Origin of the sequence: Indolivaga capnocytophagoides, assembly GCF_036511535.1 — a bacterium.
Taxonomy (GTDB): Bacteria; Bacteroidota; Bacteroidia; order Bacteroidales; family Dysgonomonadaceae; genus Dysgonomonas_A; species Dysgonomonas_A capnocytophagoides.
Genome location: NZ_AP028867.1, coordinates 393924 through 407142, shown reverse-complemented (window position 1 = coordinate 407142; position 13219 = coordinate 393924). Strand labels below are relative to the sequence as shown.

Annotated in this window: 16 protein-coding genes, 1 other RNA gene and 2 pseudogenes; 7 read left to right on the top strand and 12 right to left on the bottom strand. The window is 43.3% G+C overall.

Annotated elements, in window-relative coordinates; translation table 11 throughout:
- Nucleotides 1-41: 41 nt before the first annotated feature.
- The 4 genes from traN to AABJ51_RS01840 are packed head-to-tail and all read left to right on the top strand — an operon-like array spanning nucleotide 42 to nucleotide 2553.
- Entirely contained in the window at nucleotides 42-992 is a 951-nt protein-coding gene (traN, locus tag AABJ51_RS01855; protein WP_004360058.1) for a conjugative transposon protein TraN, read from the top strand.
- A complete protein-coding gene (locus AABJ51_RS01850; RefSeq protein WP_004360059.1) occupies nucleotides 986-1564 on the top strand; it encodes a conjugal transfer protein TraO in 579 nt (192 codons plus the stop codon). The genes traN and AABJ51_RS01850 overlap by 7 nt, the downstream gene beginning before the upstream one ends.
- A 12-nt stretch (nucleotides 1565-1576) precedes the next feature.
- Nucleotides 1577-2047, top strand: a complete 471-nt coding sequence (locus AABJ51_RS01845; protein ID WP_004360060.1) for a DUF3872 domain-containing protein — start codon at nucleotides 1577-1579, stop codon at nucleotides 2045-2047.
- Nucleotides 2044-2553, top strand: coding sequence for a lysozyme (locus AABJ51_RS01840; protein ID WP_004360061.1), 510 nt, complete (start codon nucleotides 2044-2046; stop codon nucleotides 2551-2553). Before AABJ51_RS01845 ends, AABJ51_RS01840 begins: the two co-directional genes overlap by 4 nt.
- A gap of 261 nt (nucleotides 2554-2814) precedes the next feature.
- On the opposite strand, the gene AABJ51_RS01835 is transcribed toward AABJ51_RS01840, so the two are convergent.
- On the bottom strand, nucleotides 2815-3516 hold the full coding sequence (locus tag AABJ51_RS01835; protein WP_004360062.1) for a class I SAM-dependent methyltransferase: 702 nt from the start codon (nucleotides 3514-3516) through the stop codon (nucleotides 2815-2817).
- 734 nt (nucleotides 3517-4250) lie between these two features.
- Between AABJ51_RS01835 and AABJ51_RS01830 the strand changes: the two genes are divergently transcribed.
- From AABJ51_RS01830 to AABJ51_RS01820, 3 genes and pseudogenes are all read left to right on the top strand, one after another.
- Nucleotides 4251-4445 carry a hypothetical protein gene (locus AABJ51_RS01830; RefSeq protein ID WP_004362770.1) on the top strand — a complete coding sequence of 65 codons (195 nt, stop codon included), beginning with the start codon at nucleotides 4251-4253 and terminating at the stop codon, nucleotides 4443-4445.
- A gap of 202 nt (nucleotides 4446-4647) precedes the next feature.
- A pseudogene (locus AABJ51_RS01825) lies at nucleotides 4648-5005 on the top strand (glycoside hydrolase family protein).
- Between the two features lie 114 nt (nucleotides 5006-5119).
- Nucleotides 5120-6226 carry a PIN domain-containing protein gene (locus AABJ51_RS01820; RefSeq protein WP_338374201.1) on the top strand — a complete coding sequence of 369 codons (1107 nt, stop codon included), beginning with the start codon at nucleotides 5120-5122 and terminating at the stop codon, nucleotides 6224-6226.
- A 117-nt stretch (nucleotides 6227-6343) separates the two neighbouring features.
- Here the strand turns inward: AABJ51_RS01820 and AABJ51_RS01815 are convergent.
- From AABJ51_RS01815 to ssrA, 11 genes and pseudogenes are all read right to left on the bottom strand, one after another.
- A pseudogene (locus AABJ51_RS01815) lies at nucleotides 6344-6561 on the bottom strand (hypothetical protein).
- A 4-nt stretch (nucleotides 6562-6565) separates the two neighbouring features.
- Nucleotides 6566-6820: a DUF8466 domain-containing protein gene (locus AABJ51_RS01810; protein WP_004360065.1), complete on the bottom strand. Its 255-nt coding sequence runs from the start codon at nucleotides 6818-6820 to the stop codon at nucleotides 6566-6568.
- A gap of 23 nt (nucleotides 6821-6843) precedes the next feature.
- Nucleotides 6844-8115, bottom strand: a complete 1272-nt coding sequence (locus AABJ51_RS01805) for a PcfJ domain-containing protein (protein ID WP_004360066.1) — start codon at nucleotides 8113-8115, stop codon at nucleotides 6844-6846.
- 16 nt (nucleotides 8116-8131) lie between these two features.
- Nucleotides 8132-8662, bottom strand: a complete 531-nt coding sequence (locus tag AABJ51_RS01800) for an antirestriction protein ArdA (RefSeq protein WP_004360067.1) — start codon at nucleotides 8660-8662, stop codon at nucleotides 8132-8134.
- 12 nt (nucleotides 8663-8674) lie between these two features.
- A complete protein-coding gene (locus AABJ51_RS01795) occupies nucleotides 8675-9091 on the bottom strand; it encodes a PcfK-like family protein (protein WP_004360068.1) in 417 nt (138 codons plus the stop codon).
- A gap of 6 nt (nucleotides 9092-9097) precedes the next feature.
- Nucleotides 9098-9529 carry a hypothetical protein gene (locus AABJ51_RS01790; protein WP_004362771.1) on the bottom strand — a complete coding sequence of 144 codons (432 nt, stop codon included), beginning with the start codon at nucleotides 9527-9529 and terminating at the stop codon, nucleotides 9098-9100.
- 357 nt (nucleotides 9530-9886) lie between these two features.
- Nucleotides 9887-10234 carry a hypothetical protein gene (locus AABJ51_RS01785; RefSeq protein WP_004360070.1) on the bottom strand — a complete coding sequence of 116 codons (348 nt, stop codon included), beginning with the start codon at nucleotides 10232-10234 and terminating at the stop codon, nucleotides 9887-9889.
- A 139-nt stretch (nucleotides 10235-10373) separates the two neighbouring features.
- Nucleotides 10374-10841: a DUF1896 domain-containing protein gene (locus AABJ51_RS01780; RefSeq protein WP_004360071.1), complete on the bottom strand. Its 468-nt coding sequence runs from the start codon at nucleotides 10839-10841 to the stop codon at nucleotides 10374-10376.
- 5 nt (nucleotides 10842-10846) lie between these two features.
- A complete protein-coding gene (locus AABJ51_RS01775; protein WP_004362773.1) occupies nucleotides 10847-12133 on the bottom strand; it encodes a site-specific integrase in 1287 nt (428 codons plus the stop codon).
- 151 nt (nucleotides 12134-12284) lie between these two features.
- A complete protein-coding gene (locus tag AABJ51_RS01770; RefSeq protein WP_155799636.1) occupies nucleotides 12285-12446 on the bottom strand; it encodes a hypothetical protein in 162 nt (53 codons plus the stop codon).
- Between the two features lie 30 nt (nucleotides 12447-12476).
- Nucleotides 12477-12873, bottom strand: a transfer-messenger RNA (tmRNA) gene (gene ssrA, locus AABJ51_RS01765).
- Nucleotides 12874-13219: the final 346 nt, after the last annotated feature.

Genomic DNA, 13219 nt, shown 5'->3' with positions numbered 1-13219 from the left:
TATCAATCAATAAAAATAGCAATAACAAAATAACAACAACAATGAAAAAATGGATTTTTTCGGCTGTCCTGCTTGCCACGATGGGAGCGTCAGCCACTGCACAGACAACGACTTCAACGCTTATGCCCGACCGTCCGCTCTCATCGGGAGAACTCTTTCAAGGTATGAGCAAGGCAATTCCGAACGGACGCATCGTCCTGCCTTACGGCTTGGAAGTTACTTTTGAAAAGACGGTGCATCTGATTTTCCCTGCGCCTGTCCGCTATGTCGATTTAGGTTCACAGAACATCATCGCCGGCAAGGCGGAGGATGCGGAAAACGTGCTGCGTGTAAAGGCTGCCGTCAAGGATTTTGAGACGGAGACCAATATGAGCGTGATTTGCGAGGACGGCTCGTTCTATGCTTTCAACGTGAAGTATGCCGATGAGCCGGAGAAGCTGAGCGTGGAGATGAAAGACTTTCTTTCGCCCGTCGAGGGACGTTTGCCGAGCAATCGTGCGGATATCTATTTCAAGGAACTCGGCAACGAGTCGCCCGTGCTTGTCAAACTGATGATGCAGACCATCTATCAGAATGACAAGCGAACCATCAAGCACATCGGGGCCCGACAGTTCGGAATGAAATTCCTGCTGCGTGGACTGTATGCGCACAATGGCTTGCTCTACTTCCACACTCGAATGGAGAACGAGACGAATATGCCGTACTCGGTGGACTTCGTTACGTTCAAGGTGGTGGACAAAAAGGTGGCAAAACGTACCGCTATTCAGGAGCAGGTGCTGCAACCGCTCCGTGCCTATCATCAGGTGCTGCAAGTGCGTGGCAAGGGAAGCGAGCATTCCGTCTTCGTACTCGACCAATTCTCGCTCTCGGAGGACAAACAGCTTGAAGTAACGCTTTACGAGCGTAACGGAGGGCGGACGCTGACGTTCTATGTCGAGCAGGAAGACCTCTTGTTGGCACAGAAGATTGACAACCTTAAACTCAAATGGTAATGAAAAAGGTTCTCTTTTTATTGGCTTGTGTGGTGGCGATGATGCTGCCGGCACAAGCGCAGAGACTGATTTCGAAGCAGAAAGGAATAGAAGTCGTGGGCAGTCTGCCGATTATCAAGGGTGAAAAACTTTTTGCAAAGGATAACTTCGGTCTGAGCTTGTCGCTCACTCGCTACTTGAAGCGTGAGAACTATACCTTTATGGGATTGGAGTACGAACAGCAGAATATGCCGTATCGGGACTATGGCGTAAAACTCAAAGATGCACTTTTGCATTTGGGCTATATGCACCCGCTATTCTCGGACAATGGCAAGAACGTGTTGCTCTATGGCGGTATCTCCGCTTTGGGCGGCTATGAGGAATTGGGGGAGGATAAGCCGTTCCTGCCCGATGGGGCAAAACTGCTCGACCGCTCACGCTTTGTCTATGGCGGTGCGCTGCATCTTTCCGTGGAATGTTTCCTGACGGACAATGTTCTCTTGCTTCTCAAAGGTCAGGGACGAGTGTTGTTCGGCACGGATGTGCATCGGTTTCGTCCTGCGTTGTCGGCAGGTTTTAAGTTTAACTTCTAACATCAAGGAACAATGAAGAATAAAATAATGAGTTCGATATGGGTAATGGGAGTGCTTGCCCTTGCCGTGTTTTGTTTATCTGCTTGTGATAGGGAACTGGATGTTCAGCAGTCTTACCCGTTCACTGTCGAGACGATGCCTGTTCAGAAAGACATTGTCAAGGGACAGACGGCAGAAATCAGGTGTACGCTCAAACGTGAAGGCAATTTTGCCGATACTCGCTACACCATCCGATATTTCCAACCGGACGGGAAAGGGACGCTAAGAATGGACAACGGGACGGCATTCAAGCCCAACGACCGCTATCCGCTCACCAAGGAAGTGTTCCGACTCTACTACACCTCTGCTTCCACAGACCGACAAACCATTGATATGTATGTGGAGGACAACTTCGGGCAGATCGTCAAGCTATCGTTCAACTTCAACAACGAGAAGAATGAGGACACGCCCAAAGCGATAGAAAAAGTACCGATACGACAATGATTTTCAGTAGGATTATAATTCTATTCAGCTTGATTTTGATTGGTTTCCAACCATTGTCAGCTCAGAGTAAGCGGAGACGGCTTGCCGATCTTCCGCCCTTTGAGCGGGCGGTGGTCTGCATCAGGTATTTTGAGGGAATGCACGGCAAGAAGGATTATCCATACGTCGGCTATGGTCATCAGCTCTTGCCGGGCGAGCACTTCACGGCAGCAATGACGGAACGGCAGGCGGACTCGCTGCTTCGTGCCGACCTTTGGAAATGCTTTGAACATTTCAAGGGCTATGGCAAAGATGCACTACTGCTTACTTTGCTTGCCTACAATGTGGGCGTTGGTCGTTTGCTCGGTTACGGTAATCATCCCAAAAGCCGACTAATACGAAAGATAGAGTCGGGCGACAGGAACTATTACCGTGAATTTGTCTCTTTCTGCCGATACAAAGGCAAAGTCCTGCGAGGGCTTGTCAAACGACGAAAGGTGGAGTTTGCCTTGTTTTATATACCCTGATTATCAAATACACCTCTTGCGACATTTTTATGCTCCGCAAGGGGCGTTTTCTTGTTGTTTTTCTTCCTTCTTCACAATGAAGATTAAAACGACTGTAATAGGTGGAAGGATACAACTGCTAATACAGAGAGAAGAGGGATTGTTTAGTCTTTTCCTTCCTGTTTCTCTTTCATCCAGCCTTCCTTGTGCAATAGAATCCCATTGACACCTTGTACAAGGGTGATGTTTTCTTCGTCGATGATAGTAGTTACGCTCATAATCTTATGTTTTGGGGTTATTGTTCTTTTTCGATGATGTTTTTTGCGGCTTCACGCAGCGAAACAAGCAGACGGATTCCATTTTCTCTGTCTGTACGTCATCGCCATACATACTCCTAAGCCGGCTATCAGCTTCAGCAAAAGTGTCGTATGGAGGGTGGAAGAATCCCTTTCTTTCCAAGACTTTCTTAACAAGGACGTCACCTAATCGGCGTTCACCCCTGACATAAAAGCAGCCACAAAAGCAACCTCTGGGTTTCAACACGCGGAAGATTTCGGCAAAGGCTTTGTCCTTGTCAGGGAAAGCCTGAAAGCCGTTCATGGACAGCACATAATCGAAGCTCTCGTCTGTATAAGGCAGCTCTCCGACATCGCCTTGTACCAAAGACAGGTTGTCTATATCCTCAGTCTCCTTCTGCAGAGTCGCAATGGCTATCATTTCTTCAGAATAGTCCAAGCCTACAATCTCGGCTGCTTTCATTCGGCGATACTTCCCGGCGGTGAAAATGGCAGTACCGACGGGTACGTCAAGCAGTCGTCCGTGGAAATCGTCCGGTATGAAATCAAACACCTTCCGAGCCAAGAGATTACCATCTTCTTTCCATACCAGTCGCATATACATCCTCGACCACCACTTTCGTCCGGTCAGCACGTCGTCGTAATGCTCCATCATTCTCTTGTAGGAATTGCTCTGCTTGTGTCCCATTGTTTTTCTTTTTAATAGATGTTATCTTCTTATTTTGCAAAAGATAGGCTGCGCTCGGCAAATTGAAAGCGAGCTTTCTTAGCGCTCACTGGCACTACCTTTGCAAAAGTATGACATTCGCTTTGTCCCTGCAATCGCCAAAAATAGTGATTTTTGTTTTCAAGAAAAATGAGAAAGATGCTTTGCTGTCATATAAAGTCAGGCATGGTGTGTATATTGAGTAATGGAAAGAATCCTAAAAATCTGCTACTATACAAGATAGAAGCAAAGTAACAAATTCTTTACAAGAATCTTGCAGCATCTTTTCAAATACAAGGGGTAAAATAATGCGAAGATTGGTAAAGCAAAGGCAAGTGGAGTTTACCTTGCTTTGATTAGCCCCCAATCGGTCATTAGGCTATTTTCCACGTCATTTCGTCGTTTTCTAATGACTGCCATTAGAAAACACATTGCATAAACAATTTGTTTTCAATGATTTACAAACACGACCACGACTTCAAATTTTCTAATGACCGATTTGGGTTAAATGGTATTCTGATAGGTGTTTATAAAAATGTGCTTTCAAGTAGTAAAATAAACGATAGATATTTTGCCTTCTCTCTAAAACGTTGTATCTTTGCATCGAATTTTAGGTCGAGCCACTTTGAGCCAGTACTAAGATGTTTTTATAATATTAACTTTTGTGTTTTTCGAGAGCCTCTGAGCCATGAAGATACAAGCAAAAATTTATGCTTATGTATAAATTACGTTTGTCAATTTCGTGGCAGGGTATATTTATCTGCTATGATAAAGAAGAAAAGGGCTCGAAGCCGGGTAAGAAAATGTCAGTCTACCAGCAGACGTGTATGAAACTGAAATGGTATAAATTTATCTTTTCCGTTATCAAGTATGTGTTGAGAGGCTTGTTCGTTCTGCACTTGTTCCTTTGAGCCGAAACAATTAAGGGAGCCGACCGCATCACTGCGACCGGCTCCTAAAAAATTAGAGAGTTATAAAATTCTTTCGGTTATGGATAGGGGTTAGTTCCGCCTCCAGAAGTACCAGAATCTTCTGCATCGAGCTTGCCTTTCCATTCTTCCCACTCGATGTCCACGTCCGACAAACCGCGCACGGCACGGCCACCGATTTGCAATTGAACGGGCGGTGGTCTGCATCAAATATTTTGAGGGAAGCACGGTAAGAAGGATCACCCTTACGTCGGGTATGGTCATCAGCTTTTGTCTGGTGAATGCTTCTCTCCTAATATGTCGGAACGGTAAGCAGACTCACTGCTTCGTGCTGACCTTTTGAAATACTTTGAGTATTTCAAAAATATGACAAAGATACCCTATTACTTGCCGCCTTATCCTACAACGTTGGAGCGGGCAGGATGCTGGGATATAGCAAACATCCTAAGAGTAGATTGCTACGGAAAATAGACTCGGGCAACAGAAGTTTCTACCGTGAATTTATCTTTTTCTGTCAATATAAAGGCAAGGTGTTACGATAATTGGTAAGGTGACGATATGTTGAACTTCATCTTTTGTATATTAGATAATTAGGAATTAAACATAAAATGCTATTAGTTCCCCTAAAAGTAGTAACTTTGTAGAAAATATAGTTTATGAAAGTAGTATTAGATACAAATATTATTTTTAGCGATTTTCATTTAAATGGAGCTAAAATTAAAGATTTATGCGAATCAGCAAAATCTATAGGGGCTACAATTTACATTCCTGCAGTAGTTATAGATGAGTCTATAAATAAATATTGCGAAAAAATACAAGATTGTAAAACGAAAATAGATAAAGTTTTTTCCGACTTTGAAAGATTGACTGACAAAAAAGTGAATTTGTCTCAAAAATCAATTGATGTTATCACAAAAGAAAAAGAAGAATATGCCAAATTTTTTAATGCTCAAATTAGGCGTCTAAATATAAATATTATACCATATCCTTCTACTTCTCACAAAGATTTAGTAAGTCGCGACCTTGCTCGTAAAAGGCCTTTTCAAGAAAGTGGGAAAGGGTATCGAGATGCTCTTATATGGGAGAGTCTCCTTACAATATGCACTAAACCTAATGATCTGTTCGATATGCCACAAGTGGTGTTTATAAACAAGAATCATAAGGGCTTTTGCTTAGAAGGTGATCTACATCCTGATTTGCGAGAAGATTTGTCTAAATTAAATATAAATGAAGATCATGTTGAAGTTGTAGAGGATATTGATGTGTTCATTAAGAAGTTTGCTAAGCCCAAACAAAAAATCCTTCAAAAAATCAAAGATGCTTTTCAATCCTATGGTAGCTATGCAGATATTAATATTATTCATGAAACTGAACAGCGTTTAGATAAATTTTTATTATATCGACAATTTGATTACGAGAATAGTCCGTTTAGGCAGGAATTTGAAAATCCCTCTGTGGTAGAAATAGGAAAGCCTGAAATTAAATTAGATGAAGTACGACAAATATCAGAAAATGAAGTTGTAATTGAGTATACTGTCAATGTAGAATGTACTTTTGATGTCTTTTTATTTAAGGCAGATGCAATGTGCATGGATGAAGAAGAATTACCTCAGGTTTGGGACAATGATTGGAATAAGCATTATATGGCGGCATCTGACACAGCTACAATAAATCTGAAAATTTTCTTAATTGTAGATAATTCATTTACAAAAGTGTTGTCAGATGATATTGAAATAATAGATAATGCCGACTATCAAAATTAAAGGACTTTAAAAGATATTTCCTGCGACTTTCTTTTGCTTCTTTTCTTTGGTCGCCTGCTTGTTCAAAGAAAAAGAAAAGAAGCCACGCAATTTTTGAGGTTGCGTGGCTCATTTGTATTAGGGCTTTTCGGTTGTTTCGATTATCCGTTCTTCGGGGTGGGTATCAAAAGCCCAATTGATTTGTTCATCGGGCAGGTGCTGTGTATTCCTCTGCCCATTACCATTCCACAATCTTCAAGGATTTTCCGCTCGGCTTCCTCTCGGTCTGTGGCTACAACCTCAAACACACCTTCAAAAACGTATTGGGTGCGTACTCTGTAAACTTTCCTTTCCATATTTTCAAAATTCAGCGATTAGTAATCTGTGTTCCATCGGCTCGCCATTCGATAACCTGCGGTGAGTGAGCCAAAAATGGTGCGCGCCGTAACCATAAACGAAGTATTTGTCCAACTCGGTTTCTTGGGAAATTTGGAGGAGTGCTGTCTGCAACTCCTCCTTGTTCTCGGCTATGCTTATGGCATTGATAACTCTCACGATGATGTTGGGGATTTCGTCTGCCCAACTGCGAATAAAGCCTTCTATCTGTACTTTCATATTGCTTTGTTTTATGGATTGTGTTATGCGGTTGCTCTCTGCGCTATCATTCTCATATTCTTCTGCATCAAGGCGAGTATCTGCTCGTGGTACTCGGTGTTCTTGTTGCACACGCCACGACTTTGCACCACTTTCATCGTTTCCAATGATACCTCGATGGTCTCGATGCGCTCTCCGTCCTTTGTGGCAGAGAAGATAAGCGACTGCGGTTTGCTGTAATAGTGTGCGTCATATACGCAATGGTGCATTGCCGTGCCTTCCTCTAAATGCTCCTGCACACTCTCCAAAACGTGGATGCGGATAATGCCGTCAGTAAACTCTATGCCAAAGAATTTTGCTTTGAGTTGCTTGTATGCTTGTTCGGCTTCCATCGCTTCCTTGCGCTTTTTGATAATGTTCTCACGCTCCTGCCTTGCCCTGCGCTTGGCTTGGTAATGGTCGTGCGCTGCTCTTAGGTCGGTGGGGCAAATATACTTCGGACTGCGTATGTCCTTGTTGAGTGTCGCAAGCGTATCAACCATATCGCACCACAAATTGCCGTCCTCCACTTGGTAGCCATTGCGCAAACAGATACGGATAGATGCCCAATACTTGTCAATTTTGGCATATCTGTCCCTAATGAAGTGGCAAAGTAGGGAGAATTGTCCAGACTTCAATAAGGTTTCCGCCTTGTTGTCCGTAAGAATGGAATGAAACAACTCAAAGGGGGTAAGGTCGTGGAACGCTCCCTTAAATCCGTTGCGCCTAATGTCCTTCATCACTCCATAACGTGGGTAAATGCCGTGTGGAAGTATGTCGTACAAAGGCTTGTCGGGGCGGATTTCCAAAGCACTGCCAAACTGCCACGTGTCATACCAACAACTCATCGGGCGAAGTCGTGCCAATACTGCGCTTTTGCCGTTGGGTGCCATCCAACGCTCAACCACCTCAGAACAAAATCGTCTTATCGGTTGTCCTTGCTTGCGGTACACCTCCATATAGAAGTAACGTATCACTTGGTAGCCTTTGAAGGTGGTGAGTACGCAATAGTATGCAATATCCTTAAATACCCTCTGCCGTTCTGTATGTATGGTGAGTTTCGTTCCGCAATGGGGGCAAATTGTGGTCTTGCCTTTATGCCGTGTGTCCGTCCATTGGTGTCCACACTCCAAACAAGTGTGTTCGCCTTTCGTGTTGCGCTTGGCAATATGTTCAAAAAGGTGCGTATATGCCCACTGACTTTGCTTGTCGGTAATGGTGGGAAGTTGGATTGCCAACTCCGCCACTTGCTTCTGAAATTTATTTCTTGGTTTCATTTTCTGTCCTCTTGTTTTACTCGTCACGGAATACATATCCGTCCTCAAACCAATATCCCTCGTCAAAGAGTTCTTCCGCATACTTTTCATAATTGAAATATCTCTCTGCAAACTCGGATAGTTCATGTTCCATACCTACCATTTCCCTTGCAAACTCTTCTTTGTTCACATATCTGCCTACAAAAGCGGAATTGAATTGCCTCATTAGGTAATAGACGGACTCGGTTAAATCCTTGCCGGTATTCTCTACCCATATCCAAAAGGCACTCACATTCATACCGTCCAAATTCTCCAACTCGTCCCTCAACTCGAAAAAGTTTTCGTGCAAATGCCCCTCGTCAATGAGTTCTTCGGGAATGTTCTCCCAATCTTGGAACATCAATTCGGGTTCATCCTCGTCTTGGTGAAGTTCGTGGCATACCTCCATAAACTCGTCTTGGTCGAAACACTCAGAAAGGTCTATCCACTTACCTCTTAGTGAGCCTTCGTTATACTTGGCATATGTGCCTACATAGATGCGTGCTTCGCTTAAATCGTATCGTTCCATAGTTTTTCCTTTTTAGAAGTCAAACAATGAAGGTTGTACCACCTCTGCCGTTTCTTTTTTTTGAGGTCTTGCGTTACGGCTCTGTATCTTGGCAAGTTCCTCACGTTGGTACTGCTTAATGGCTTCCTGCCGTGCTTCAGCTTTCTCCTCCTCTGTGAGTTCCACAATATGGTTTACTGCCACTCTGCAAGTGATAGCCTTACCCACCTTGATTTCGTCCTCGTCATAGTAGTGGACTGCCATTGAGTAGATTTCATCGTCCTCAAAGCCATTGCACCCACTCGCCTGCACTTGGTTCAAGATGTAGGTTACACACTCCTCGATGCTCTTGTTAGGCTTCATCAAGTTGAGAGCAAACAAAGGGTCTGTCGCTGCACGTCCGTTGAGATACTCGGCTATTGTTCTCGTAAAATGTTCTGTTCCTTTCATAGTCGTTTAATGTTTGGGGATTTCTACAATTTGATTGACACAACCATACAAATAGGCTCTTAGGCTGGTGCGGTCGGGTGCGTAATACTCTGCCCAATGTCCGTATTGATTGACAAGGTATTTCTTCAGCACATCGAAGAAGTCAAACCGATAACCCATTAGGGGAACGGCTGTACGGAAGTAGGTGTTGGTGTTCACCGCTTCGGCAAGCCAGTTCTTTTCCTCACGGCTCATTCGCTCCCCACGATTGAGTTTCACACGCAGGAGATACACCTTACTGCCACTCAATCTGTCCAATGGCTCAACGTCCCACTGCACAAACTTAGTCGCCACCAAACGCTCACTTTTATCAACCACCGAACTTATGCGGTAATGAGAGGAGGAGCTATATCCTTTTTCTTTCATCGAAGATGTGATATTTACTTTCTGCTGTTCCATAATGACATTTTTTTTATGCGTCCAAAGATCGGAGTATGCTGATTCCTTTTTGTAGCAATAAGAAGGTAGGGGGCGCAGCCGGCACAAGGTTTTGCAGGAAAATACTACCCGAAATGAAATGGAGGTGTGGAGATTTTCCGTACAAACCAAAGGCACAGACCTTGTGCAAGCCGTAGCCCCTTACTACCTTTGCGAATAAAAAGAAATCAGCACCGACTTATGGCACATCAAAGTGGAATAGATGGATGTGAGAAGCGAAAGTGCAACGCCTGTATGGAAAACGAAAAAGGTGGCTACCTTACGTGAGATAACCACCCATAAAGAAGAATGAATCGAAGAATATCTTTCCTTGTGCGCTCAGAGCATACAGAGCAGGATTGCCACGATGACGGCAAGCCAGAACAGCCAACACAGGATTGTAAAGGTTACTTGCAGAATAACTCTGACAATGAAGCGTAGTATCAGGAAGCTGAGAATAACCGAAACGGCGGTTACGACTTGTGGTGTAACCATCTTCGAGATAAGGTAAACCGCACCGATAACGATGGAAAGCAGAACGGCGAGTTCGATGAAGCGTGTCCAACCGAAGTGGCGGACTTGCTTGGGAGAAGTCGGCGGCTGCCTGTTCTTATCGGTTTTGTTCGATGCGTCTGCCTTGATGAAGGCAGGTGTGTGAATGTCTTGATTCATGATGATTGTTTTCATAATCGGGGCTTTTAATAGTTCAAGAGCGATAACAAGATGCTCTAACGACCCAAAGACAAGTGTTTGCAAAACTCTTGACGTGTGGAGTGGAGCGTTTATCTTGGCTCTTGACACTGCAAAAGCCCCCGATGGTGAAGTGTCAAGTCATATTCTCACCGCCTATCGTCGGAAGACCATTGACCTCGATGAGCAGCACGATTGTACCAGTCAGTTCGGTGTACAGTTTGTCGTATTCTGTACCTGCCGCAAAGTTGTCTGTGAGTTCGTACTTGGCAAATACCGCTTGAATTGCCTTGTTGTTCAGCAGGATTGGTGCTAACCTTTCGGGGAGCGGACTTGGTAGCTCCTTTTCAAACTCTTGCTCCAACACGGAAACAAGGGTGTCATACTTTGAGAAGTGCAAGTCGTGGTACAGCACCTCGCTTGCCATCGTCTCTGCTTCGGGAAAGGAAAATCCTTGCGCCACGGCATCGCAGTAAGCCGTCAATGCCTCGTCTGCGCGAGCGGTTACAAACGCATTATCATTCATTCTCTCAGGAAAATGCTCTCCGAGATACGTTTCCAACTTCAGACGGAAGTAGGAAAGTTCTTTCTTTGTTGTTGTCATAAGTCTTAATGGTTTGTTATTATAATAGGTGTATCAATCTTCTTAGTATAACGTCGCTTGGTAGCCTTTGCTGGTGGAGCACTTGCGAAGTCGAACTTATCCAATTTCTTGGATACAGCAAGCATATCGTTCTCTATCTTCTTGTTCGTTATGCGGGCATAAAGCTGAGTTGTAGTTATACTTGTATGTCCTAACATCTTGGATACAGACTCCACAGGAACTCCCTTTGTGAGCATCATCGTGGCAAAGGTATGTCGAGCCATGTGAAAGGTCAAGTTCTTGTTGATACCGCAAACATCGGCTATCTCTTTCAAATAAGAGTTCATACGCTGGTTGCTGAGAATGGGTATCAATCTACCATTTTTAGCTTTGCCCTCATACTTCTTGATAATAATCTTCGGAATGTCGAGCAAGAGGATATGGCTTAGTGTATCGGTTTTCTGACGTGCTGTTACAATCCACTGCTTGCCGTCCATCGTTATGATATTGTCGGGCGTAAGATTGGCTACATCAACGTAAGCCAGTCCTGTAAAGCAAGAGAACAAGAAGATGTCGCGAACATTTACCAATCGTTGCGTTGCAAATTCCTTGTGCATGATGGTGTCCACTTCTTCGTCTGTCAAAAAGCCACGATCAACTCTTTTGGTCTTGAAGTGGATATTGAGGAATGGGTCGTGATTAAACACTCCAGCCTTTCGACCAAATATGATAACCGTCTTAAAAGTCTTTAAGGTCTTGATGGCCGTGTTAAAGCATTGACCAACTACGGTTTTAAGATAGACGTCGAAATCGTGAATGACGATAGGGGTAAGCTCAATGATATTGAGGTCAGTGCGTGCATACTTTTCTTCAAGGAACTTGGCAAAGTGACGCTTGCAAATATCAAACTTGCGATAATTTGCTTTTGTAACTCCACAGCCAATCTGTGCATACATATCATTATTATACTTGGTAAACAATGAAAGAACGGTCTCCATATCCTCACGTTTGCCAAGATATTCCGATTTGATGCGTTCAAGGCTAAGTTCTTCCGAAAACTCTAATCGTTGGAATATCATCTGAAGGTCTGTGCTGATACTCGTCAGTTGAGCATTAGTAACCAAAGCCTCCTTGGTTCGTCCCCGTACTTTACCCAGTGTGCTGTCCCACATTTCGGGATCGACGCAAACTCCTGTTGTGCCAAGTGCCATTCTTTCTCCATTAAGATGGATACGCATCATAACCGATGCTTTTCCTTCTTTGTTCAAATAATTGCTTCGCAGATAGAAGCTTGTTCTGAAAATACTCTTCATACTTACAAGTTTTTAGTGCAGAAGTAAATCGTGTTTTCGACCCGTTTAAGGGTGAGTTACGCGTTATCTTTACAGCTGCAAAGTTCGACATAATTATTTGAATAACAATGAAGTATGCGGTATCTGTGTGTACTCTGTACGGTATCAGTGGCTACAATTTTACAAAGTCGATTTTTTCTGTAGCCATATTGTAGCCAGTTGGGAGTATCTTGAGCGTTTCGGCGGTATCTGTATGTACTCCCAAACAGAGAGTTCTATAAACGAATAATCGCCGTAACTCGTTGAAGTTACGGCGATTATCTGATTTAATCATTTTCTTGTAATCTCTTGTTCAGAGTACGTAAAGTGGAGCTGGAGGGAGTCGAACCCTCGTCCAAACAAGGAACTAATTTGCTTTCTACATGCTTATCTTTGCTTTGATTGTCGGGAATGAGCAAGACCAAAGCCACCAACTCAAACCTTAGCTTATTAATTTCAGACAAGAGCCGAAGCCTCCCCTATCCTATCTCCGATTTACCTACACCACCGATTCGGAATGCTTCGAAGCCACAGCTTCCGGGTGATGTCTTGTCCTCACACCTGTGCAAGGATTAAGCTATATCTACTATGATTCGATTAAGCAGCAAGAGCGTAATTTTCTTCGCCAGTTAAAATTTTGACGTCTAAGATTATAGTGCCAGCCGACTATGCACTGCATGCTTACAAACCACTTCATCTCGCTGTCAAAACCAGTCAGCCCCATGGGTTTATTACCATCTGATATATAACGCTTTAATATCAAAATGTAGATATTGAGTAACAAAAAATGGTAAAAATTTGTCTAAACAATATCTGAATACAAAGATAATTCTTTTTTAGTATACCTAACAAATTCAATAGAGATTATTGCTAAGTTACGAATTAAAGACTCAGATATATTAAACAATAAAAGATAAGATTCTCAAAAAAACGATCAATTATTAGAATCTGACCTGCATACCTACTTTAATATACTTTTACTGTTTTTTCAACTAACTCCTTTATTTTTTCTCTTTGCTATTTTCTTTGAAAACTTCATATACCTCATCGAGATAAGCATAAAATTCC